Origin of the sequence: Pseudomonas sp. TE50-2 (assembly GCF_040813665.1) — a bacterium.
Lineage (GTDB): Bacteria > Pseudomonadota > Gammaproteobacteria > Pseudomonadales > Pseudomonadaceae > Aquipseudomonas > Aquipseudomonas soli.
Map to the genome: position 1 here is coordinate 276,977 of NZ_JBFNXN010000001.1, position 24,234 is coordinate 301,210.

At 66.5% G+C, this 24,234-nt stretch carries 16 protein-coding genes; 8 read left to right on the top strand and 8 right to left on the bottom strand.

The window, feature by feature from the left end; translation table 11 throughout:
- The first annotated feature begins 16 nt into the window (after positions 1-16).
- The 3 genes from AAHK21_RS01180 to AAHK21_RS01190 all read left to right on the top strand — a co-directional run bounded on the left by AAHK21_RS01180 (position 17) and on the right by AAHK21_RS01190 (position 3,730).
- On the top strand, positions 17-1,270 hold the full coding sequence (locus tag AAHK21_RS01180; protein ID WP_367856095.1) for an aspartate aminotransferase family protein: 1,254 nt from the start codon (positions 17-19) through the stop codon (positions 1,268-1,270).
- A gap of 96 nt (positions 1,271-1,366) precedes the next feature.
- Positions 1,367-2,746, top strand: a complete 1,380-nt coding sequence (locus AAHK21_RS01185; protein ID WP_367856096.1) for an aspartate aminotransferase family protein — start codon at positions 1,367-1,369, stop codon at positions 2,744-2,746.
- 57 nt (positions 2,747-2,803) lie between these two features.
- Positions 2,804-3,730 (top strand): NAD(P)-dependent oxidoreductase, encoded by a 927-nt coding sequence (locus tag AAHK21_RS01190; RefSeq protein ID WP_367856097.1) that lies wholly within the window; start codon positions 2,804-2,806, stop codon positions 3,728-3,730.
- 374 nt (positions 3,731-4,104) lie between these two features.
- Here the strand turns inward: AAHK21_RS01190 and AAHK21_RS01195 are convergent, their stop codons facing one another.
- The 5 genes from AAHK21_RS01195 to AAHK21_RS01215 form a co-directional block, all read right to left on the bottom strand.
- The gene (locus AAHK21_RS01195) at positions 4,105-5,799 is read right to left on the bottom strand and encodes an acyl-CoA synthetase (RefSeq protein WP_367856098.1); all 1,695 of its coding nucleotides are present in this window, start codon (positions 5,797-5,799) and stop codon (positions 4,105-4,107) included.
- Positions 5,800-5,923: 124 nt separating this feature from the next.
- Positions 5,924-6,691, bottom strand: a complete 768-nt coding sequence (locus AAHK21_RS01200) for an SDR family NAD(P)-dependent oxidoreductase (RefSeq protein WP_367856099.1) — start codon at positions 6,689-6,691, stop codon at positions 5,924-5,926.
- Complete coding sequence (locus AAHK21_RS01205) at positions 6,691-7,863, bottom strand: acyl-CoA dehydrogenase family protein (RefSeq protein ID WP_038705988.1); 1,173 nt, start codon at positions 7,861-7,863, stop codon at positions 6,691-6,693. Before AAHK21_RS01205 ends, AAHK21_RS01200 begins: the two co-directional genes overlap by 1 nt.
- Positions 7,864-7,917: 54 nt before the next feature.
- A complete protein-coding gene (locus tag AAHK21_RS01210; RefSeq protein ID WP_367856100.1) occupies positions 7,918-8,274 on the bottom strand; it encodes a DUF6285 domain-containing protein in 357 nt (118 codons plus the stop codon).
- Positions 8,271-9,329, bottom strand: coding sequence for a phosphotransferase family protein (locus tag AAHK21_RS01215; RefSeq protein WP_367856101.1), 1,059 nt, complete (start codon positions 9,327-9,329; stop codon positions 8,271-8,273). Before AAHK21_RS01215 ends, AAHK21_RS01210 begins: the two co-directional genes overlap by 4 nt.
- Positions 9,330-9,531: 202 nt before the next feature.
- Between AAHK21_RS01215 and prpR the strand changes: the two genes are divergently transcribed.
- Positions 9,532-11,481: a propionate catabolism operon regulatory protein PrpR gene (gene prpR / locus AAHK21_RS01220; protein ID WP_367856102.1), complete on the top strand. Its 1,950-nt coding sequence runs from the start codon at positions 9,532-9,534 to the stop codon at positions 11,479-11,481.
- A gap of 51 nt (positions 11,482-11,532) precedes the next feature.
- On the opposite strand, the gene AAHK21_RS01225 is transcribed toward prpR, so the two are convergent.
- The 3 genes from AAHK21_RS01225 to AAHK21_RS01235 are packed head-to-tail and all read right to left on the bottom strand — an operon-like array spanning position 11,533 to position 17,649.
- Entirely contained in the window at positions 11,533-15,207 is a 3,675-nt protein-coding gene (locus tag AAHK21_RS01225; RefSeq protein ID WP_367856103.1) for a translocation/assembly module TamB domain-containing protein, read from the bottom strand.
- Complete coding sequence (locus AAHK21_RS01230) at positions 15,204-16,946, bottom strand: autotransporter assembly complex family protein (RefSeq protein WP_367856104.1); 1,743 nt, start codon at positions 16,944-16,946, stop codon at positions 15,204-15,206. Before AAHK21_RS01230 ends, AAHK21_RS01225 begins: the two co-directional genes overlap by 4 nt.
- A 52-nt stretch (positions 16,947-16,998) precedes the next feature.
- Positions 16,999-17,649, bottom strand: a complete 651-nt coding sequence (locus AAHK21_RS01235; protein WP_367856105.1) for a GNAT family N-acetyltransferase — start codon at positions 17,647-17,649, stop codon at positions 16,999-17,001.
- 163 nt (positions 17,650-17,812) lie between these two features.
- Here AAHK21_RS01235 and xthA point away from each other — a divergent pair, with 163 nt between their 5' ends.
- The 4 genes from xthA (at position 17,813) to AAHK21_RS01255 (ending at position 24,116) form a co-directional block, all read left to right on the top strand.
- Positions 17,813-18,625 (top strand): exodeoxyribonuclease III, encoded by an 813-nt coding sequence (xthA, locus tag AAHK21_RS01240; RefSeq protein ID WP_023631818.1) that lies wholly within the window; start codon positions 17,813-17,815, stop codon positions 18,623-18,625.
- Positions 18,626-18,762: 137 nt separating this feature from the next.
- Positions 18,763-19,641 carry a formylglycine-generating enzyme family protein gene (locus AAHK21_RS01245; protein WP_367856106.1) on the top strand — a complete coding sequence of 293 codons (879 nt, stop codon included), beginning with the start codon at positions 18,763-18,765 and terminating at the stop codon, positions 19,639-19,641.
- A gap of 119 nt (positions 19,642-19,760) precedes the next feature.
- Entirely contained in the window at positions 19,761-21,425 is a 1,665-nt protein-coding gene (locus tag AAHK21_RS01250; RefSeq protein WP_102682353.1) for a cyclic peptide export ABC transporter, read from the top strand.
- Between the two features lie 228 nt (positions 21,426-21,653).
- Positions 21,654-24,116: a TonB-dependent siderophore receptor gene (locus AAHK21_RS01255; RefSeq protein ID WP_263158321.1), complete on the top strand. Its 2,463-nt coding sequence runs from the start codon at positions 21,654-21,656 to the stop codon at positions 24,114-24,116.
- Positions 24,117-24,234: the final 118 nt, after the last annotated feature.

Here is a 24,234-nt window from a genome sequence, read left to right on the forward strand (position 1 = left end):
CTTCAAGAGGTTATGCATGAACAACATCGAGACATTCGAACGGCTCGAGTCCAACGTGCGGATGTATTGCCGCGACCTGCCGCTGGTCTTCGATAGCGCCCAGGGCAGCAAGATCCGCGGCGAGGATGGCCGCGAGTACCTGGACTTCTTTGCCGGCGCAGGTGCCCTGAACTACGGCCACAACGACCCGCGCATGCGCGATGCGCTGATCGCGTACCTGTCGGCCAACGGCGTGACCCATGCCCTGGACCTGCACACCACCACCAAGCGCCAGTTCCTCGAGGCGCTGGAACGCGACCTGCTCAAGCCGCGCGGCTGGGACTACAAGGTGCAGTTCACCGGCCCGACTGGCGCCGATGCCGTCGAGGCAGCATTGAAACTGGCGCGCAAAGCGACCGGGCGGAGCAAGATCGTGTCGTTCTATGGTGCCTACCACGGCATGACGGCCGGTGCGCTAGCCGTTACCGGCAACCGCACCCGGCGCGGCCCGGGGCTGTCCACCGACGTGGTGTTCGTGCCCTACGAAGACAGCCCTTACGGTGAGTTCGACAGCATCGGCTTCCTCGAGCGCCTGGCCAACGACCAGGGCAGCGGCTCGGAATTGCCGGCGGCGGTGATCGTCGAATCCGTGCAGATCCAGGCTGGCGTGTACGTGGCCTCAAACCAATGGTTGCAGCGCCTGCGCCAGTGGACCCGGGCGCACGGGGTATTGCTGATCTGCGACGAGATCCAGGCTGGCTGCGGCCGCACCGGTGACTTCTTCGGTTTCGAGCGCTCCGGAGTGGTCCCTGACCTGATCACCTGCGCCAAATCGATCGGTGGCTATGGCCTGCCCATGGCCATCGTGTTGATCGGCGCTGGGCTGGATGTCTGGGAGCCGGGCGATCATATCGGCACCTTCCGCGGCAACCAGTTGGCGTTCCTCACCGCCCAGATCGCCCTCGGCTATTGGCGCGACGAGCAGTTCCTGAAGTTGCTGGCCGCCAACTGCGCGGCCATGGAACGCGCGGTCGCCGGCTACGCCGAGATTCCAGGGGTCGCCTCCGCGCGCTGTCGCGGCATGATCGCCGGCATCGATTTCGGTCGCGGCAACGTGGCCTTGGCCAAGGATGCCCAGCAGCGCGTGCTGCAGGCGGGCGTGCTGGTCGACCGCTGCGGGCCGAACGGCGAAATCATCAAGCTGATGCCACCGGTGAACACCCCGACCGAGCAGCTCGAACAGGGTCTCAAGGCGTTCGGCGAAGCGGTCGCGGCAGCGCTTGGTCAGTAACCGCAGGATCCTGCCGTGCGCCCCGTGGCGATCCACGGGGCGCAGGCAACCTGCTCACTTGCGGGCGATCGGTGCCTGCGACAGGAACATGAACCAATGAACACGCTTACTGCAACCGCGCGCAACGATCTGGCAGCACTCATTCACCCCAACACCAACCTGGCCCAGCATCAGGAAATCGGGCCGTTGGTCATCACCGCAGGCGACGGCGTGCGGGTCTTCGACGAACAGGGCAATGCCTATATCGAAGCCATGTCGGGCCTGTGGAGCGTTGCCCTGGGCTTCAGCGAACAGCGCCTGGTCGACGCCGCCGTCGAGCAGCTCAGGCAACTGCCCTACTACCACAGCTTCAGCCACAAGACCAACGCCCCGGCCGCAGCGCTCGCCGCCAAGCTGGCAGAGCTTGCGCCTGGCGACCTGAACCATGTGTTTTTCACCAACTCAGGGTCCGAGGCCAACGACTCGGTGGTAAAGATGGTCTGGTACGTGAACAACGCACTGGGCAAGCCCGCCAAGAAGAAGTTCATCTCGCGCCAGCAGGCCTATCACGGCGCCACCGTCGCCTGCGCCAGCTTGAGCGGCATTTCGTCGATGCACCGTGATTTCGATCTGCCGGCCATCCCGGTGCATCACCTGACCTGCCCGAACTTCTATCGATTCGCCCGGCCCGGCGAGACCGAGGAAGCCTTTTCGGCGCGCCTGGCGGACGAGCTGGAGCATTACATCCTCGACGAGGGCCCGGAAACCATCGCAGCGTTCATCGGCGAACCGGTGATGGCCGCAGGCGGTGTGATTCCTCCTCCCCAAGGCTACTGGGCAGCGATCCAGGCGGTGTGCAGACGCTACGACATCCTCGTGGTGATCGACGAGATCATCACCGGCTTCGGCAGGCTTGGCACGATGTTCGGCTCCGAGCTGTACGGGATCCAGCCCGATATTATGGTGCTGTCCAAGCAGCTCACCTCGTCCTATCAGCCCCTGGCCGCCGTGCTGGTGTCCGATGCCATCCATGACGTCCTGCTCAGCCAGAGCCAGCGTTTGGGAGCCTTCGCCCATGGCCTGACTTGCACGGGCCATCCCGTCGCGACAGCGGTGGCGCTGGAAAATATCCGCATCATCGAAGAGCGCGACCTGGTGGGCCAGGTCCAGCGCCTGGCCCCTGAATTCCAGCGCCGTCTGCGCGCATTCGCCGACCATCCGCTGGTGGGCGATGTGCGCGGTGTCGGGCTGGTGGGCGCCATCGAACTGGTGGCGAACAAGGCCACCGGCCAACCGTTCGCCCAGCCCGGCACCCTGGGTGGCTATGTGTTCAAACAGGCGCACAAGCACGGGCTGATCATTCGCGCCATCTACGACACGATCGCCTTCTGTCCGCCGTTGATCTGCACTCAGGCCGATATCGAGGCGATCTTCAGCGCCTTCGACCGCACGCTGGCCGACGCGACTGAATGGGCCCGCGCGCAGAACCTGTTGTAGGCGAAACACCGCACCCGCGTCCTGGACACCTAAAACAAAAATCATGAGGGTTGGAATGTGAGCACACAAAATGACCAGCGCTTCGACTTCGATGTATCGGTAGTCGGGCTCGGCGCCATGGGCACGATCGTGGCCCATGCATTTCTCAAGCAAGGCAAACGCGTGGCTATGTGGAACCGATCGCCTGGCAAAGCGGCGGCGCTGGTCGCCGCTGGCGCTCAGCTGTGCGACTCGGCTCACGCCGCGCTCAGCGCAAGCCCGGTCACGGTCTTCGTGCTGCTGGACGACCAGGCGACCCACGGCGTGCTTGGCATGCCGGGGGTGATGGCTGCGCTCGCAGGTCGCACAGTGGTCGATTACACCACCAACGGCCGCGACGAGGGCCTGGCGCTTCAGGCGCTGGTCAACGCCGCTGGCGGCCTGTACGTCAAAGGGATGATCGTGGCCTACCCGCGCAACGTCGGTCATCGCCAGAGCCACACCCTGCATACCGGCGATCGTGAGGGTTTCGAGCAGCATCGGGCGCTGCTCGAAGCGCTGGCCGGTCAAACGATGTTCCTGCCTTGGGACGAAGCACTGGCCTTTGCCACTGTGCTCCACGCCCAGGCATTCGCCACGATGGTGGCGTTCTTCGAGGCCGTGGGCGCGAGCGAACGCTTCGGCCTGCCGGTGGCGGAGACGGCCAGGCTGCTGCTCGACACATCACGGTTTTTCATCAGCGATGCGCTCGAGGAAGCGGTACGCCGACTCGAAGCGCAGGATTTCGCAGGCGATCAGGCCAGGCTCGATGTGCATGCAGGCGCCTTCGCTCACATCGCCCAGTCGCTGCACGCGCAAGGGGCCTGGACGCCGGTCTTCGACGCCGTATGCGGGGTCGTGCAGCGTGCCGAAGCCATGGGCTACGGCGATCAGGACATCGTGGCGGCCACCCAGGTGTTCGCAGCGGCCAACCCTCCCGAAACGGCCGCACAAAGGCCCATTTAATGGCGCGCTTTATCAGGCTTTAGCCAACGCCACGGACCAGACTCGACGGTAATTACAAAAACAAAGCTGGAGGTTCCCATGCGTCTTTTTGCCTTACTAGTTGCCAGCGTGACACTTGCCCTGTTCTTGACGGCGGTCTACACCCCGCGGTCTGCCATGGCCAATCGATCAGGTGCGCACGCGGCGCACCCGATCGCGAGCATCGGCGATATCTTCCGAGGTTACTAGGGCAGCCTGCCGAACGTTGCGCCCCCGTCACAGGCAAGCCGGCTCTCACAGGAATGTGAAAGCCGGCTTGTCGTGGCGACGAACCGCGGCGATGGGGCGCAAAGCGGCCCCTGTCACCAGCCGATCTGACGCCAGGTGTACAGTGCCTACCTGTAGTTCGGCGGCGACTGGGAAGGCTCTCCTCTAGTCGATGCAGCAGACTCGACCGGGCCGGCGGCCGCCTGGCGAGCCCATTCGCGCAGGACGAATTTCTGGATCTTGCCAGTGGCCGTCTTCGGCAACGCCACCAACGACACATGCCGCGGCGCCTTGAAGTGCGCCAGGCGCTCGCGACACCAGCGGATCAACTCTTCGCCGGTGATGCCCGCCTGGGCCTCGGCACTCAGGGTGACGAAGGCATGCGGGGTTTCGCCCCAGCGCGAATCGGGCCGCGCCACCACGGCGGCCTCGAGCACCTCGGGATGCTGGTAGAGCACCTCCTCGATCTCCAGCGAACTGATGTTCTCGCCGCCGGAAATGATGATGTCCTTGGCCCGGTCCTTGATCTCCACATAGCCATCGGGGTGCAGCACAGCAAGATCGCCCGTGTGCAGCCAGCCGCCAGCCAGGGCGCTGCGGGTGGCTTCGGGGTTGTGCAGGTAGCCTTTCATCACCGTGTTGCCGCGCACCACCAGCTCGCCCAGGGTCGCGCCGTCGGCGGGCACTGGCTGGCCGGTTTCGCTATCCAGGACCGTGGCGTCCTCAAGCATCGGATGGGCCACGCCCTGGCGGCTCATGAACCGCGCGCGAGCCTCCAGCGGCAGCTCGTCGACGCCTGGCTGCCACAGGCACAAGGTACTGGGGCCATAGCTTTCGGTCATGCCATAGGCATGGGTGATGCTGAAGCCACGCGCCTCCATGGCGGCGATCACCGCGCTGGGCGGTGCGGCGCCACCGGTGATCACCGACACCGCCTGGGACGGCGCGGTGCCTGCCGGAGCATGGATCAGCATCGACATCACCACCGGCGCGGCGCTCAGGTGGGTCACGCCATACGCGGCGATGGCGGCGTGAATCGCCTCGGGCTGCACCTTGCGCAGGCACACATGACAGCCGCCCGACAGGGTCACTGCCCAGGTATGGCTCCAGCCGTTGCAGTGGAACATCGGCAGGGTCCACAGGTAGACGCTGCGCGGGCCGAGCTGGAAGATCAGCGCCCCGGCGCAGGCATTGAGGTAGGCGCCACGGTGATGCAGCACCACGCCCTTGGGATCGCCGGTGGTGCCGGAGGTGTAGTTGATGGCGATCGACTGCCATTCGTTGTGCGGCGCGCTCAACGGCCGGTTGCCATCGCCCTGGGCCAGGAAGCTTTCGTAGTCCAGGTCCGGCGCCAGGTCGGCGCTCTCGGCCTGGGCATCATCGATGCCAACCAGCAGCGGCGGCGTGTCCAGCATCGCCAGCGCCTGGTGGACCACCGCGCCGAATTCGCGATCGCACAACAGTACCCTGGCCGCGCAATGGCGCAGGATGAAGGCGATGCTGCGCGCCTCCAGGCGGATATTGATGCACACCAGCACGGCCCCGGCGCCGGGCACGCCATAGTGCGCCTCGAGCATCTCGGGGATGTTCGGCGCCAGGATCGCCACGCGCTCGCCCGGCTGCACGCCGACCCGCTCCAGGGCGCTGGCCAGGGCCCGGCTGCGCTGGTGCAACTGCTGGTAGGTGTAGCGACGGTCGCCGTACACCACCGCGTCGCGCTGCGGATAGACCTGCGCGGCGCGCTTGAGGAACGACAGTGGCGACAGCGGCACATGGTTGGCCGCATTCGGGGCCAGTTCGTGTTCCAGGGTCGGGTTTATCATGACGGGTCCCTCGTCCATGGGCAGTTCAACGGTTGCACGCACATAACTACCTCTGTTTCTTGTTGTTCTTGACCGGCACGGCCGGTGCCATTCATCGCGGGGTTTGCAAGGCTGGGCGGTGTGTCTACAGGCTGCTGCACAGATGGCCGCCATCGACCACGATCTCACTGCCGCTCATGCCGCGGCCGGCGTCACTGGCGAGCAGCAGCAAGGCGCCATCCAGGTCCGCCGGCTGGCTGAAGCGCCGGCTCGGAATACGCGCGCGCAACTTCTGCCCCGCGTCGCTGGCCAGGAACGCCTCGTTCAGGTCGGTCATCACGTACCCCGGCGCCAGGGCGTTCACGCGGATGCCATGGCGGGCCAACTCCAGGGCCATGGCCCGGGTCAGGTGCGCCAGGCCGGCCTTGGCCGCCAGATAAGGGCCGACGGCGCCGGCCACCCGGCTGGCGAGGATCGAGGTGACGTTGATCAGGCTGCCGCCCTGCCCTGCGGCGACCATGCGCCGCGCGCTTTCCTGGGCCACCGTCCAGGCGCCCTTGAGGTTGGTGTCGAGCACGCGGTCCCAACTGTCATCGTCGCAGTCGAGCAGCGCCTGGCTGTCGCTCACCCCGGCATTGTTGACCAGCACATCCAGCGGGCCGGCGGCATCGAGCACCCGGCAGACATCGTCGCGGCTGGTCACATCGAGGGCAAAGGCGCGGGCACGGCCGCCGCTGGTCTGGATGGTCTCGACCAGGGCCTGCAACGGCGCCTCGCGCCGGGCGGTGACCAGCACCTCGGCGCCGGCGGCCGCCAGGGTCTGGGCAAAGTGCCGGCCCAGGCCACTGGAGGCGCCGGTCACCAGGGCGCGACGGCCATCGAGAGAGAACAGTCGAGCAAGCTGCGGCTGCATCAGTGACCTCCCGGGCGCTGGTCGAGAAGCTTCTTCGCCAGGCTCATGCGGTGCACTTCGCTCGGACCGTCATAGATGCGAAACGGTCGGATATCGCGGAAGATCCGCTCCACCACCGTGTCCCCGGTCACCCCGCGCCCGCCCAGCACCTGCATCGAGCGATCGACCACCCGCCACAGCGCCTCGGAGCTGATCACCTTGGCCATGCTCGAGTCGACATTGCCCCGCTCGCCCTGGTCGAGTACCCAGGCGCAGTGCCATACCGCCAGGCGCACCACATGCAGGTCCATCTGGTTGTCGGCGAGCATGAAGCCGACACCCTGGTGCTCGCCCAGCGATTTGCCGAAGGCGTCGCGGGTGCGCGCATGGTCGCAGGCGATGTCGTGGGCACGACGCGCGGCGCCGAGCCAGCGCATGCAGTGGGTCAACCGTGCCGGCGCCAGACGCACCTGGGCATAGCGGAAGCCCTTGCCGATCTCGCCGAGCACATCGCTCGCCGGGATCCGCAGGTTGTCGAAACGCAGTTGCCCGTGGCCACCGGTGAAGCAGCTGTCCAGCGAGTCCAGCTGCCGTTCGTGGACGATGCCCTCACGCCGCATGTCGCTCAGGAACATGGTCGCCGTGCCGTCTTCCATGCGCGCCATGATGATCGCGAAATCGGCGCCGTCAGCGCCGGTGATCAACCACTTGCGGCCGTTGATCAGGTAATCATCGCCATCGCGGGTGGCGGTGGTGCGCAGCATCGACGGATCCGAGCCCGAGCCCGGCGCAGGCTCGGTCATGGCGAAGCACGAGCGCGCCCGGCCCTGGACCAGCGGGCGCAGCCAGCGGTCCTTCTGCGCCTCGGTGGCGACCACGTCCATCAAGTGGATATTGCCTTCGTCGGGTGCGTGGATGTTCAGCGCCACCGGCCCCAAGGGCGAATAGCCGGCCTCTTCGAAGACGATCGCCTTGGCCACATGGCTCAGGCCCATGCCGCCCATCTCGGGGCTGGCATGCGGGGTCAGCAGCCCGGCGATGCGGGCTTTTTCCAGCAGGTCCTGACGCAAGTCGTCGCTGGGGCCGTGACGGTCCTGACGCGGGTCTTTCTCGAACGGAATCACGTGATTGGCGATGAAGTCTCGCGTTTTTGCCTGCAAGGTCAGCAGGTCGTCCGACAGGGTGAAGTTCATGGTTGTCCTTCTATGGGTTTTCAGTCTTGGAAATCGGGCAGTGGCTACCGGCGTTCAAGGCATGGCCTTGGGGTTGCTGATAGACAGGCGGGCAAGCGTCGTCTGGCGTAGCGCCTCGACCAGGGTGCGGCGTGCCTGCGGCGCGTCGTGGCGACCTTCGCGGATGGCCTGGGCCAGCTGCTGTCGGGTGTCGGCCAGGGTCGCCGGCGGCGCCTCGAGCAAGGCGCCGAGACGGGCGTGCTCCTGGGCGCCCAGCTCGCCTTGCAGGCGGCTTTCACGCGCGGCGATGGCCATGGCGTTGGCGATCATCAGCGCCGGGTAGCGCAGCTCGCCGGACAGCGCGGGCAACACCTGCTCCAGCAAGGTCTGGCGGGCGATGTCGAGCAGTTGCGCGGCATTGGGTTGGGTCATGGCGCCTCGGCTCCGGTCATGTTCAGGATGTCGAGCTCCAGCTCCGGCAGCAGGCGCGCGGTCAGAGCCAGTTCGAGGGAGGGTTCTTCGCCGGACAGGTGGCGTTGCCCTTGTTGCAGGGCGATCACCGCCCAGCGCAGGGTGGCCATGACCTGCCAGTAGTGCAGTTGGCTGGGTTCGATGGCCAGGGTGGACACTTCGTGATAACCGCGCAGGAAGTCCGCGAGCAGGCCGATGCCGCCCGCTTCCAGGTCGGGGCGGGTGAAACGCCAGCAACGGGCGCTGAACCAGCCAAGGTCCTCGCAAGGGTCGCCCCAGCCACTGAATTCCCAATCGAGCACCGCCTCCAGCCCCTGTTCGCTGGCCAGGTAGTTGCCGGTGCGGTAGTCGCGGTGCAGCAGGCACAGGGCCTGACTGCGCGGCGCATGCAGCTCGCACCAGCGCAGGCCCCACTCCAGGGCCGGGTAGGCCTGGTCGAGGGTGTCGAGGTAGCGCCGGTAGGCCCTGAGGGTGGCCAGGGCGGGTGAGCCCTGAGGTATCGGCAAAAAATCCAGCGCCGCGCACGGGGGGCGCACCTGATGCAGGCGCGCCAGGTTGGCGCCCAACTGCGCCGCCAGCCCGCCCTGCCCTTGCGCACCGGCCTGGGCGCTGAGCAGGCGCCCGGCGGCGATGCCCGGCACGTACTCCATGAGGAAGAACACCCGCCCATGCACCCGCGTGTCACGGCATAGCCAGAGCGGTCGCGGTACCTTGACCCCGGCCTGGTAGACCACCTGCAGCACGGCGAACTCCTGTTCGCGGCCGAGGCTGGCCGGCAGCGCCGACAGTGCGTCACTGCGCAGGACCCAGCGCCGGTTACCGGCCCAGGGACCACCCTCGATCAACAGGTCGAGCTGCCAGTTTTCCTGGATGGCACCACCGCTCAAGCGCTTGCGCGCGGTGATGAGCACCCGCTCGGCGGCGGCGCGTTCGCGAATGAAGTCGACCAACTGCTGGTCGTTGCCACTGGCCGCGATCGGATCGCTGGCCAGGGACGTCGTGGAGGAACTGCTCATGGGTCGATGGGCCCTGCCTTCGCTGTTGAATTGGCAACAGGGCCAGAGCAAAGCCTGGGCCAAGTGTCGACCATCCACCTGCGAGTCCCATGACGCCTGGGTTTGGGCATGTACTGGCAGTGCCCGGCTGGACAATCTTCATTTCACTTGTGCAAGGCATTCATTCACTATTGAAACATTGCAACCATGAACAGGGCCCGCCATGCACTCCTCCGCCTCCAAGGTCGTCGTGCTGATCAGCCACCTGCAACGCCCTCGGCAGCGCAGCCGTCTCGCCCAGGTCGTGAGCGGACTCACGGCGGATTACCCCGACACCCGTATCGAGGTGCTCGACACCTCGGTAGCCGAAGCGCTGCAGACCGCCCGCGAGCTGGAGCAGCGCGGTGAAGTGGATGTGTTCGTCTGTGCAGGGGCCACCGCCGCCTACCTGCGCAAGCACCTGGCCCGGCCAGTACTGGCAATGCGCGTCGGCGGCGGCGACTTGCTGCGCGCCTTGGGGCAGGCCAAGGCCCACGGCACGCAAGTGGCCGTGCTCAGCTACGACCACATCAACCAGGACCTGCAGGCATTGGCAGCGCTGTTCACCGTGCAGGTGCACCAGGCCGCCTACACCTCGCTGGAGCAAGCTCGCCAGGCCGTCGATCACGCCGCCCGGCTGGGCTGTGGCAGCATCATCGGCTCGTCTACTGTGGTGGAGCTGGCCGAACAAGCCGGCCTGCAGGGCGTGCTGTCGCTGAGCGAGGACACCGTGCGCAAGGCGCTCGAAGAGGCCCTGGGCATCCTCGACAGCCAGCGCATCGAAATTGCCAAGCGCCGCCACCTCGATGCCGTGCTGCAACATATCCCCACCGGGGTCGCGGCCGTCGACAACCAAGGCCTGGTGCAGTCGCTCAACCCGGCCCTGGCACAGTTGCTGGGTTTGCCGGCCAGCGCGGCGCTCGGCCGCCCGTTGCAGGCCCTGTGCCCCGAGCTGGACCTGCAGCAGGCCTTGCAGGACGGCACGGGCGAGGACAACCGCGTTATCCGCCTGGGCGCGCAAGCCGTGGTCAGCAACCTGCTGCCGATCCTCGAGAACGGCGAGCGCACCGGCCTGGTGCTGACCTGCCAGGACATCAGCGCGGTGCAGCGGGCCGACCAGCGCATCCGCGCCAGCCGTCGCCCCGGCGCCTTCACCGCGCGCTACCGGCTGGAACAACTGAGCGGCAACAGCAGGGCCAACCGCGAGATGCTGCAGTTGGCCGAGCGCTTCGCCGCCAGCCACTCGACCATCCTGATCACCGGCGAGAGCGGCACCGGCAAGGAACTGCTGGCCCAGGGCATCCATAATGCAAGCCCGCGCCGGCAAGGCCCTTTCGTCGCCATCAACTGCGCGGCATTTCCCGAAACACTGCTGGAGAGTGAACTGTTCGGCTACGAGGAAGGCGCCTTCAGCGGTTCGCGCAAGGGCGGCAAGCCCGGGCTGTTCGAGGCCGCGCACCGCGGCACGCTGTTCCTCGATGAGATCGGTGACATGCCGGTGTCGTTGCAGACCCGCCTGCTGCGGGTGCTGCAGGAGCGCGAAGTGCTGCGCCTGGGCAGCACCGAACCGATCGCCATCGACGTGCGGATCATCGCCGCGACCCACCAGGACCTGGGCACGGCCATCGACCAGGGCAGGTTCCGCACCGACTTGTACTACCGGCTGAACATCCTGCGGCTGCAAACCACGCCCCTGCGCGAACGCCCCGAGGACATCGCCCTGATCTGCCGGAGCATCGGCCAGCGCCTGCTGGTCCAGGGGCAGCCACCAGGCGCCGCACAGGTGGTGACGACGCTACTGCCCTACCTGGTGCGCCATGCCTGGCCGGGTAATGTCCGCGAACTGGAGAACGTGATCGAGCGGGCGATGCTGTCGGCCCGCGAACTGCTGCGCGACGAGGGGCTGGACGAGCAGTACCTGGCGCGGGTGCTGCCCGAGCTGTGCCAGGGCCAGTTGCCATCCCGGCGCGCCAAGGCGCCGCAAGCGTCCGACCTGCAAACGGTGGGCAAGGCCGCGCAACTGCGCCATGTGCGGGAAACCCTGGACAGTTGCCAGGGCAACCTCGACGAAGCCGCGCGCCGCCTCGGCATCAGCCGCACCACCTTGTGGCGACGCCTGCGGGCTGCGCGTTGAGCCTCGCCATCCGCCAACGGCCAGCGCTGGCCGGGGCGGATGAGGGACAGATCAGAAATCGCGCTTGTAGAAGATATCCAGCGAGCTGGCCAGGCCGCTGGCGGCTTCCAGGTAGACCTTCTTGCTGAGCTTGTAGCGCAAGGCGATGGTGTTGGCCGGCTCGAACACGCCCACGCCGTAGCGCAGGCTCAGGCGCTCGGTGAGATTGCCGCTGGCCACCACGCTGGTCTTGTTGCCCGTACCCTGGGTGTCGAGCTGGAAGTCGTCGATACCCAGGTTCGAAGCCAGGCCGCCAGTCAGGCCGGCGCTACCCATCAACCCCAGCCCCAGCGCCGCCTCGGCAAGCATGTTGTTGTCCTCGCCGGAGCTGTTCAGCGGCCGGCCCAGCACCAGGTAGGACAACGCCTGCTCCTGGCTCATCGCCGGCTCCGAGAACACCTTGGTGGTCGGCTGCTCGGCGCTGCCGCTCAGGCGAATGCCGGCGATCACGTCGTCGACCTTGCGGATCGCCTCGATGTCCAGGTACGGCTGGTCGATGGGCCCGGCGAACAGCAGCCGCGCGCGGCGAATGGTCAGACTCTGCCCATACTGCCGATAGCGTCCGTCGGCCAGGCTCAGTTCGCCACGGGTGTCAAGGTTGTCGCCGATATGCACGTGCCCCAGCAGGTTGGCGGTCAGGCCGAAGCCCTTGAACGACAGTTTTTCGCTGCCGACATCGACATCGATATCCATCGCCACCGCAATCGGCGGCTTGCCCTGCTCGGTCTGGTGGCCGACGATCACCGTGTCGTCCGAGACCTTGACCGTCGACGGCGGCAGCTCGCGCACGGTGATCTTGCCCTTGGGCACCTGCACCTTGCCGGTCACCGCCAGTTTGTCGTCCACCAGGCGAATGCTCAGGTCGGGCGCCACTTCCAGCGCCGCGTAGGGCTCGACGCTGACCGGCAGTTGCTGGCCTTGCAGGCGCAGGTCCATGCCCAGCGCCTGGCCCCAGGTCATATGCCCGGTCAGTTGCCCACGCCCTGCCGCGCCACTGCGCCAGTTGCCGTTCAGTTGCACCTGTTCACCGGCGATCAGCGCCTGCAGCGACAGGTCCTCCAGGCTCACCGGCAACTCCGCGCCGCTGACCTCGCCACCACTCAAGGCCAGGCTGCCATTGACCTGGGGCGCAATCAGGCTGCCGGACAGACGCCCGCTGCCGTTGAGCTGGCCAGCCAGGCGCTCGACCATCGGCAGGAACGGCCGGATGACCGACAGCTCAAGCCCGGCCAGGCGGAAATCACCGGACAAGGGCTTGTTGCGGCCCAGCGGATCAAGGCGGGTGTTCACATTCAACTCGCCCAGGCGCTCGCCCCGGAAGTCCAGGCGGGTGTCGACCCGGCGTGGCGCCAGGGTGCTGTCCAGGCGCAGCACCTGATAGGGGAAGTCGACCCAGCGGTCCTTGTCGCGTACCCGCAAGGTGCCGCCGCCGGCATCGACGCGGATGCTGCCCTTGGGGCCACTGGCCGGGATGTCGAGGTTGATGTCGGCGTTGAGCAGGCCCTGCCAGGCGAAGTCCTTGGGCAGCCACTGCGCCAGGCTGTCCAGCGGGAACTGCTTGAGGTTGTAGCGCAGGCGCGGCTCCGGCGCCAGGCGCTGGTCCTCGCCGCACAGGCTGGCCTGGCCGGAACGCCAGCAATGGGCGCCGAAATCGAGCTGACCGCTGGCCAGGCGCTGCAGGCGCGCCGGGGCCTGCAACTGCCAGTCCTGGCCGCCGGCCTGGATGCGCCCGCTGGCCAGACGACCGCGCCAGTCGCCCTTGGCCAGGGCGCCATCCAGCGCCAGGTCGAGCTTGAGTTGCGGGCCATCGAGGGCCAGGGTGGCGGCCTGCTGGCGAAGATCACCCTTGCCTTGCACATCAAGGCTGCCCAGGGCGGTATCACCCACCCGGATACCGCCGGCCTTGAGCGTCACCTGGCCGCGCTGGGCATTGTCCAGCCGGGCATCCAGGTCCAGCCGCTGCACGCGGTTGTCGGCCTGGCCCAGCTGTTGCCCCTGCAGGGTCAGGGTGCCTTGCGGCGCGGCCAGGGTGCCGGCCAGGTCCAGACGGCCCTTGGCCTGCCCTTGCAGCTGCGGCCAGAGCTGGCCCAGGCGCGGCAGGTCGAGGTCGACACGCCCGGCCAGGCGCTGCTGTACGCTGGCGCTGCCATTGATGCGGTTGTCGCCCAGCTGCACCGCCAGGCTGCCCAGGGTCCAACGCTCGCCCGCGCCTTCGGCGTCGACCTTGACCAGCGCCGGCTGGCCGCGCAGGCGCCCTTTGAGGTCCAGCTGAGCCTTGAGCGTCAGTTGCTCGTGCTTCAATTCGCCCTGGCTGCGCAGCGGGCCGGCCAGGGTGCCGGGCAGCTCCGCCAGCCAGTAGGCCGGGTCCAGGGCCGACAGTTGCAGGTCGACATCCCAGGCCAGGGTGTCGGCAAACCGCAGGGCGACACTGCCGGCGGCCTTGCCCTGCCCGGCGCTGAGCAGCAACTGCGGCAGGCGTACCTGGCCGAGGTCGCCGTCGAACGGGCTGGCCAGGCTGAAGGCGCCGGCCGGGCCATCCAGGTCGCCGTTGAACACCCCCTTGTAGCTGCCGTCGCGGTACTGCACCTGGGCGTTGAAGCGCTTGAGCGTGACCTGCGGCGCCGTCTCCAGCGGGTACAGGCGCAACCAGGGGAAGTCCAGCCAGTCGAGACTGGCATCAGCGCTCAGGCCCTGCTGCCAGTCGGCGCTGGCCTGCAGCTTGAGGCGCTGCTGGTCGCTGGCGTTCAGGTCCAGGGCGTCGAGCCGGGCGCCCTTGGCATCGACCTTGCCGGCCAGCACCAGGCCGATCGGCCCTTGCTCGGCGGGCAGCGTGGCCGAGCCGGACAGTCGATAACCCTTGAGCAAGTCACCCTGGGCATCGAGCCGCAGCTGGTCGAGTTGCAGGGTGTCGGGCAGCTCGGCGGCCGGTTTGAAGCTGTCCGCGCGAATGCTCAGGTGGGCCGGCAGGTGCTCGGCCAGAGCCTGCAGCTCGCCGCTCAGGCGTGCGTCCAGGTAGCCACTGCTGGTGGCGTCGATGGCAAGGGACTTCTGCAACTCGCCCTTGGCGCTCAAGGCCAGTTGCCAGGGCTTGCCATCGACCGCCGGCAGTTGCAGCGTGCCTTGCAGCTGCAGCGGCCAGTCGCCCTGGGGTACCAGGTCGCCCTGAACGTCCAGGCGCAGGTCGTCGCGGCGCAGTTGTAAACTGTCCACGCGCAGGCCGCTCGCGGTCCAGTGCGCGGCCAGGCTAAGGTCGCCCAGCAGGTCGCTGCCATCCAGGCGCAGCTGGCCCAGCTTGACCTCGCCCAGCTCGATGGCCAACGGCAGATTCAGCGCCGGCAGTTGCAGCGGGCCGCTATCGGGCTTGTCCTCGCCCGGGGCGAAGGCCATGTCGATACGCTCGGCCTGCAGGCGCTCGACGCACAAGGTGGCGCGCAGCAGGCAGGTTGGCGACCAGTCCAGTTGCGGGGCCTGCACCTCGACACGGTCTTCGCCCGCCGTCCAGCGCAGTTGGCTGGCCTGCCAACTGCCGCCGAGGCGTCCGGAGAAATCGCTGACTTGCAGCCCCGGCACCAGGCCCAGTACCCAGCGGCTGCCGCCCTGGGTACCCAGCACCAGACCCAGCGCCAGGACGATCAGCAACAGCAGGCCCAGCAGTGCCAGCAGGATGGGTTTGACTACACGCGTCACAGCTCAGGCCCCATGGAGAAGTGCAAACGAAAACCACCGTCGTCATCCAGGGCGCGGGCCAGGTCCAGGCGCAGCGGCCCCACCGGCGACACCCAGCGCACGCCGATACCGACGCCGGTCTTGAGGCTGGGCAGTTCCAGCGAGTTGAACGAATTGCCCTGGTCGATGAAGGTCGCCAGCCGCCATTTCTCGGCAATCGAGTACTGGTACTCGGCGCTGCCGGCCACCAGGTAGCGCCCACCGATGCGGTCGCCCTGGTTGTTCTTCGGCGACAGCGACTGGTAGTCGTAACCGCGCACGCTCTGGTCGCCACCGGCGAAGAAGCGCAGTGACGGCGGGATATTCTGCTGGTAGCCATTGGTGGCACTGCCGCCGAACTGCACACGACCAAGGAAGCGATGGTTCTGGCCCAGGGTGGTCAGGCCCTTGAGCAGCACGTTGCCGTGGATCAGGTTGGTGTCCGAGCCCAAGCCTTCCTTGGCCGCCTGCAGGTCGAACTGCAGGCGGTAGCCATTGTGCGGGTCGATGCGGTTGTCGCTGCGCAGGTAGGAGAAGCTGACGCCCGGCATCAGCAGGTTGCTCAGCCCCGAGTCGTCGCCCAGGCGATACTCCTCGCGCTGGTACTTGAGCGAGATCACCCGCTGCCAGCCGCTGGGCAGCTTGCTGTGCCACTCCGGGCCGACCGTCAGCAGCTTGCTCAGGGTGTCGGTACCGGCGATCTCCTCGTTCTGGTAGCCGCCGGCGAAGCGCAGCTTGTCGGTGAGCGGCGGATCCAGCGGGATGTCGTACCACAAACCGACGTTCTGCCGTGGCGCCGACAGCTCGGTTTCCCAGCCATAGCTGTGCCCTTGCGGGTTGACCCAGTGGCGGGTCCAGTTGGCCTTGCCGCGCGGGCCGACGTCGGTGGAGAAACCCAGGCCCAGGCCAAGGGTGCGTGGCTTGCGGGTGTCGAGGTGGACGTCCACCGGGATGTCCTCGCCCACTGCGGCGGTGGGCGCGGCGTCCACGCGCACGCTGTCGAAGTAGCCGCTGGACTGCAGGTCGTTGTTGAGTTCGGCGATCAGTTCCGAGTCGTACGGGGTGCCGGGCTTGAACCCCACCATGCGCTGCAGCAGGTCGTTGTCCAACGGCGCGTCGCCACCGAAGCTCACCGCGCCAAGGCGGTAGCGCGGGCCGCTCTGGTAGACCAGCTCGATGTCGGCCACACCAGCCTGCGGATCGACCGCCAGGCGCTGGCGCTCGAAGCGCCCGGCGAAGAAGCCGTAGCGCGAGGCTTGGTTCTGGATCAGCCGCTTGGCGTCCTCGTAGGTGCCATGGTTGAGCTGCTCGCCCGGGCGCAGCGCCTTGCTGTCGGGAATGCGGAACACCCTGAGCTCGCGGGCCGGCCCTTCGATACGCACGGTCACGTTGCGCAGGCGAATCGGTTCGCCGGGCTCGACCTGGATGATCAGTTGCGGTGGTTTGTCTTTTTCGGCCGGCGCCTTGACCTCGGTCTCGACCCGCGCCTGGTAATAGCCCAGGGCCTGGGCCGCCTTGCGCGCCTGCTCCTCGGCGCCCCGGCTGAAGCGCAGCAAGGCCTCTTCGTCGCGATCGCCCAGGCTGCCGATATACCCTTCGATATTGGACTTGAGCGCCTTGTTGGCGGGTTTGACCCGCACCAGCAATTCGCTCTGCGCCCATGCCATGGAGCTGGCGGCCAGCAACAGCAGGCCCCAGCCAAGTCTTCCTGAATACGTCATGCGCGGCATGCTACCAGAGCGCAACGGCCAAGGGGCTTTCAGAAAACGCCTGTCACAGGTTCGCTACCCTCGACGAGCGCGGGTTGGGGTGGAAGAACACCCGCTCACGGATCGGCCCTACGGCGATCTCGCCGATCTCTTCATAACCCTGGCGCTGGTAGAACGCCAGGTAGTGCGCATTGCCGGTGTCCAGCACCACGCCGTCGGTACCTGCGTCCTCGGCGCACCAGTCGTGCACGGCCTGCAGCAGTTGCTCGCCGTAGTGCTTGCCCTGGAACTGCGGGTGCACGCCTAACAGCGGCAGCACATGCACTTTGTCCCCCGGCAGACACCCAGCCAGCGCGGCCTGGTAATCCAGGTAGCGGCGGGTGCAGCGCAGGCCAGTGCCGAGGATCATGCGCAGGCGCCAGGCCCAGCTGTCGGCCACGCCAAGCCGGCGCAACGGCGGCACGATCAGCGCCAGGCCGATCAGGCGATCCTCCAGCAACAGGCCGATTGCCGGCAATTGCAGATAAAAGTGCTGGCGCACCCACTCGCGCACCATCACCCGCAGGCGGCGCTCGTACCCGGGGCGCTGGGCCTCGAACAGCCAGGCGAAGGTCGGTTCGTGGCGGTAGGCATGGTAGAGCAGCGAACGCGCCTCGCGGGCGTAGCCGGCGTCGAGCAGGCAGATCCGGGCCGGGGCGGCGATGTCGTCGGGCATTGCGGGCAGTCCTCCTGGAATGGGTGTACAGGGCCTTGGAACCAGATTCCGGCGCTGGGTTCACCTCCTCCAGCACGTTAGCAGCGCCCGTCGCGCGGCGCCATGCTGGCCGTAGCCGGCGATGTCGGCTAGCATCCGTGGCTTTTACCAGGATCGTCTTTCCATGAAGATCGTCTCGTTCAACATCAACGGCCTGCGCGCCCGCCCGCACCAGCTGGCGGCGCTGATCGACAAACACCAGCCGGACGTGATCGGCCTGCAGGAAACCAAGGTCAGCGACGATCAGTTCCCGTTGGCCGACGTCGAGGCACTCGGCTACCACGTGCACTACCACGGCCAGAAGGGCCACTATGGCGTCGCCCTGCTCTCGCGGGAAAAACCGCTGTCGCTGTCCAAGGGCTTCGCCAGTGACGAGGAGGACGCCCAGCGCCGCTTCATCTGGGGCACCTTCGCCGATGCCGACGGCACGCCGATCACCATCATGAACGGCTACTTCCCCCAAGGTGAAAGCCGCGACCACCCCACCAAGTTCCCGGCCAAGCAGCGCTTCTACAGCGACCTGCAGGCCCTGCTCGAAGGGCAGTTCAAGAACGACCAGCCTGTGGTGGTGATGGGCGACCTGAACATCTCGCCCCAGGACTGCGATATCGGCATCGGCCCGGACAACGCCAAGCGCTGGCTGAAGACCGGCAAGTGCAGCTTCCTGCCCGAAGAGCGCGAATGGATGGAGCGTCTCAAGGGCTGGGGCCTGGTCGACAGCTTCCGCCACCTGTACCCGGACGTGGCCGACCGCTTCAGCTGGTTCGACTACCGCAGCCGTGGTTTCGAGGACGAGCCCAAGCGCGGCCTGCGCATCGACCTGATCATGGCCTCCCATGGGCTGCTGCCGCGGGTCAGGGCCGCCGGGGTCGACTATGAACTGCGCGGGATGGAAAAGCCTTCGGATCATGCGCCGATCTGGCTTGAACTGAGTTGATTGCGTACGGGCTGCGCGCTCACAGGCGCAGCCCTACCACACCTGGATACAAATCCCCCTTAAACATCGCCTCGTTCAGTTCGTCCAACAGCACGAACTCTCGCTGTCTGCCCAGCAACCCTGAACAAGGCTTTCCCATGACCGCACCCCTGAACCGCCTCACCCTGGCCGCCCTGCTGGTCGCCTGCAGCCTGCCGGCCCTGGCCGCGGCGCCCGCGCACAAACCTGGCAGCGTGTTCCGCGACTGCGCCAAGACCTGCCCGGAAATGGTGGTGCTGCCCGCCGGCAGCTTCATGATGGGCACCCCGGATGACGAAAAGGGCCGCCAGGACGACGAAGGCCCGCTGCACGAGGTAACGTTCAAGAAAGCCTTTGCCGTCAGCCAGTACCAGATCACCAACGGGGAGTGGAAGGCCTACCTCAAGGCCACCGGCTACAAGGTCCCCAACGGCGATACCCGCCCAGGCCGCGAGTGCATCGCCGGCGTGCCGCGCTACCAGCAAGGCGACCGCCAGCCCGCCGTGTGCCTGAACTTCCACGAAGCCGAGGCCTATGCCGGCTGGCTGTCGAAGAAGACCGGCAAGGTCTACAAGGTGCTCAGCGAATCCCAGCGCGAGTACGCCGTGCGTGGCGGCAGCACCGGGCCGTTCCCCTTCCCGCTCGATGACAACGACGAGCAGAAGTACCAGATCTCCAAGCACGCCAATACCTACGGCCCTACCGACGGTTTCTCCTTCACCTCGCCGGTCGGCAGCTTCCCGCCCAACGCTTTCGGCGTCTACGACGGCCACGGCAACGTCTACGAGTGGACCCGCGACTGCTACGTCGACAGCTACGCCAGCGCCCCCACCGACGGCAGCCCGCAGACAAACAGCAGCGAATGCGAGGATCGCCGGGTGATCCGCGGCAACGATTACACCGAGGCGCCGATCTTCTCGCGCTCGGGCAACCGCAACGAGCGCAGCTCCACCCTGCGCGGCGACTGGATCGGTTTCCGCGTCGCCCGCGAACTGTAAGCCCTGCCCCGCCCCGGCGCCCTCGGCGCCGGGCGACTAAATCCGCGCAAAACCCTCTCGTCTACCAAGATCAGGACCTGCTCCTGCCCGGCGCCAACGAATACTCACGAGATGCCCCCATGACGCTCAAGACACCCAGCCTCGCCCAGGAAACCCTGCGCATACTCAAGCCGTTCTGGATGCTGGTCGCGCTTTCGGCGGCCCTTGGCGTGGTCAGCGGCCTGAGCGTCACCGCCCTGCTGGCCACCATCAACAGCGCGATGAATGCCGCCGGCGGGCCGGACACCCATACCGCCCTGCTGTTCGGCGGCCTGTGCGTGCTGACCCTGGCCTGCTCCACCGGCTCGAATTTGCTGACCAACTACGTGGGCCAGAAGGTGGTGGCGCGGCTGCGCCGCGAATTGTCCGCCAAGGTGCTGGTGGCGCCGATCGCGCAACTGGAGCGCTACCGTGCCCACCGCCTGATCCCGGTGCTGCTCAACGATGTCAGCACCATCAGCGCCTTCGCCCTGTCCGTGGCACCGATGGTCATCGCCTTCACCGTCACCTTGGGCTGCCTCGCCTACCTGGCGCTGCTGTCCTGGCAGATCCTGCTGATCACCGCCCTGACCGTGGTGATCGGCACTGGCGCGCAGTTCCTCGCCCACCGCTTCGGCATGAAGAACATCCTCACCGCCCGCAACGGCGAGGACGAGCTGCAGAAGCACTACCAGGCCCTCTCCGGCGGCGCCAAGGAGCTGCGTATCCAGCGCAAGCGCCGCCAGCACATGCATGACCAGCTGATCCACGGCGCCACCGAGCGCATCTGCAAGGCCAACATCCGCGCGGCGAACATCTTCGTCAGCGCCGAGACCTTCGGTTCGATGCTGTTCTTCGCCGTCATCGGCGTGGCCATCGCCTTCCAGGCGCTGTGGCCAAGCACCGACCGCACCGTGCTTGGTGGTTTCGTGCTGGTGATGCTGTACATGAAGGGGCCGCTGGAGCAGTTGATCACCAACCTGCCGAGCATCAGCCGCGCGCAGATCGCCCTGCGCCGCATCGCCGAGCTGTCGGCGCGCTTCTCGTCGCCCGAGCCGCACCTGCTGGTGAGCGACCGCGCCCCGGCCGTGTCCAGCGTCGAGTCCATCGAGCTGCGCCAGCTGCGCTATGACTACCCGCAGGTCGAGGGCAGCCAGCCGTTCCACCTGGGGCCGGTGAACCTGAGCATCCGCCAGGGCGACATCGTCTTCATCGTCGGCGAGAACGGCTGCGGCAAGACCACCCTGATCAAGCTGCTGCTGGGCCTGTACAGCCCGCAACAGGGCGAAGTGCGGCTCAATGGCGAAACGGTCACCCCGCAGCGCCTGGACGACTACCGCCAGCTGTTCACCACCATCTTCGCCGACTACTACCTGTTCGACGAGCCGCTGCCCGGCCAGGCCGAACTGCCGCCCGAGGCCGGAAAGTACCTCGAACGCCTGGATATCGCCCACAAGGTGAGCATCCGCGACGGCAGCTTCACCACCACCGACCTGTCCACCGGCCAGCGCAAGCGCCTGGCGCTGATCAATGCCTGGCTCGACCAGCGCCCGGTGCTGGTGTTCGACGAATGGGCCGCCGACCAGGACCCGGCCTTCCGCCGCGTGTTCTACACCGAGCTGCTGCCGGAGCTGAAACAGCAGGGCAAGACCATCATCGTCATCTCCCACGACGACCGCTACTTCCCGGTGGCCGACCAACTGGTGCGCATGCACGGCGGCCAGATCGTCGTCGAGCGCAACCAGGAACCCGCCCTGCCCGCCTGACCCCGCCTCACGGGCGGTGGCTCCTCGCCACCGCCCGCACTTTGTAAATTCCCCGCCGCATCGCTCGTTCCCCTATTGCCGCACGCTGAATCAACCCTGCCCACAGGGAAGTCGCAGGTCAGGCCTCTGCCAACCGAAAATATTTTTCCGGTTTTGGCATGCGCATGCGTCCTACTCGCAACGGAATAATTTTCATTTACTTTGCGTACCTTGAGCCAGAGCATAAAAATGCCAATACCAGCCAACACACTGACCCCTTTGAGCAAGGCGCTGATGCTGCGCCGGATGCTGCGTTCCTCGCCGGCCATGGCCACCCTCGGCCTCGCCCTGTCCCTGCCGCTCGCAGCGCAAGTGCAGGCCCAGGAGCAAGACTTCGACATCCCGGCACAATCGCTGAGCAGCGCGCTGCAAGAGCTGGGTCGCCAGGGCAACCTGCAGGTGCTGTTCAGCCCCGAGACCGTACAGGGCCTGCGCAGCAGCCCGGTCAAGGGTCGCTTCTCGCCAACCCAGGCAGCTGGGGAGCTGCTGAAGAACAGCGGGATTCGCTACAGCGTGCAGGACAACACCCTGATCATCAGCGGCGCGGCTGAATCCGGTTCGGCCATGACCCTCGACGCCACCACCATCAATGGCCAGGTGCTGGGTGCCACCACCGAGGGCAGCAACTCCTACACCACTGGCGCGGTGACCATCGGCAAGACCGCGCAATCGCTGCGTGAGACCCCACAGTCGGTCACCGTGGTCACCCGCAAGCTGATGGACGACAAGAACCTGGTCTCGCTGGACCAGGTGATGGCCCAGACCACCGGTATCACCCGCGCCAACCGCGGCTACGGCAACCACCACTTCAGCTCCCGTGGCTTCGACCTCACCGATGAAAGCTACATGGTCGACGGCGTGCCCGGTCAAGCCTACGCCTACACCGGCTGGATGACCCCGGACATGGCGATCTTCGACCGCGTCGAAGTGCTGCGCGGCGCCTCCGGCCTGCTGGTGGGCGCGGGCAACCCGGGCGGCGCGGTGAACCTGGTGCGCAAGCGCCCGACCGCCGACCCGCGTTTCTCCGTCATCACCCGCGCCGGCTCCTGGGACAACTACCGCCTGGACCTGGATGCCAGCGGTCGCCTCAACCCCCAGGGCACCCTGCGCGGGCGCATGGTCGCCTCCTATGAGGACCGTGGCTACTTCACCGATGTCACCAAGTCCAAGCGACCGCTGCTGTACGGCATCGTCGAGGCCGACCTCAACGATGCCACCACCGTCGCCCTCGGCCTGCGCCGCCAGACCTCGCGCATCGATGGCTACAGTGTGCTGGGTATCCCCAACAACCCCGACGGCAGCAACCCGCACCTGAAGCGCTCGACCTACCTCGGGCAGGACTGGACCAAGTTGCAGACCAACATGGACGAGGTGTTCGCCGACCTCACCCATCGATTCAACGACAACTGGACCGGCAAGCTGGCGCTGTCTCACTCCGAAGGCGGCTACAACCGTAGCGCCATCGAGTGGGGCGTGGATTTCAGAAATAATCCCACGCTGGAATACGGCGCCCCAGGTGGCCCCAGAGTCAACACTGTCAGCTATCACAAGTTTGACGTTACCTCCGACGCCGTCGACGGCCACTTGGACGGCACCTTCGAGGCATTCGGCCTGACCCATCAGGTCACGCTCGGTGCCAACTGGTCCAAGCGCAAAATGAACGACAAGGACAACACCATAGATCTACCTAAATCTATTCCGCTTAATGTATTTGATCCCAACCATAGCAATATCCCTGAGTTGCAGCGTGACGGCTGGAAGTCGATGGATGACACCATCGACACCCGATATGGCACCTACGTGAGCACACGTCTGCACGCAACCGAAGACCTGAGCTTCGTCCTCGGTGGTCGCCTGAGCTGGTACAAGAACGAAGCCTGGAACGGCCCGAAGGTGACGACCAGCCGGCAGGACGAGGAATTCACACCCTTCGTCGGTGCGATCTACGACCTGAACGACCAGTGGTCCTGGTACGCCAGCTATGCCGACATCTTCCTACCGCAGTCCAACTACCGCACCGTCAGCGGCAGCGTGCTGGATCCATCAGTCGGTTCGAACTACGAAACCGGTATAAAGGGTGAGCTTTTCGACAAACGTCTAAACGTGTCCTTCGCAGTGTTCTACATCGAGCAGGAGGACGTAGCCAAGCAAGATCCTGATCCCGCAAACCGTGGCAAGTGCCCAACGGACTCTGCCGGCCGCTGCTGGGTCAACGGCGACGGCATCAACCGCAGCAAGGGCTTCGAAGCCGAGGCCACCGGCGAACTGCTGCCGGGCCTGCAAGTGGCGGCTGGCTACACCTACAACACCACAAGCTCCTCCGAAGGTGGCCCGATCTCGGCGCAGACCCCGAAACACATGGTGCGCGTGAACACCAACTACACCTTCCCGGGCGAGTGGAACCGTCTGAGCGTCGGTGGTGGCGTTTCGGCGCAGAACTCCTACGTCGATGCCTACAACGAGGCGTACAACAGCGGCCGGGCGATCTTCGACGCGCGTGCCGCCTACAAGCTCGACGAGCACTGGACCGTGGGCGTGGACGTCGAGAACCTGTTCGACCGCAAGTACTTCGACTCGATGGGCTACTGGACCCGCGGCACCACCTACGGTACTCCGCGTAGCTACATGTTCACCCTGCGCGGCGACTTCTAAACCCCGCACGGCATCAACCGGCGCCCCCTCTCGAGGGGGCGCTGTGTTTTCAGCGACATCCAACGCCCTGTTGTCTTTCCCCCCGCCCCACCGCACACTCGACCCCGCCAGCCAGGAA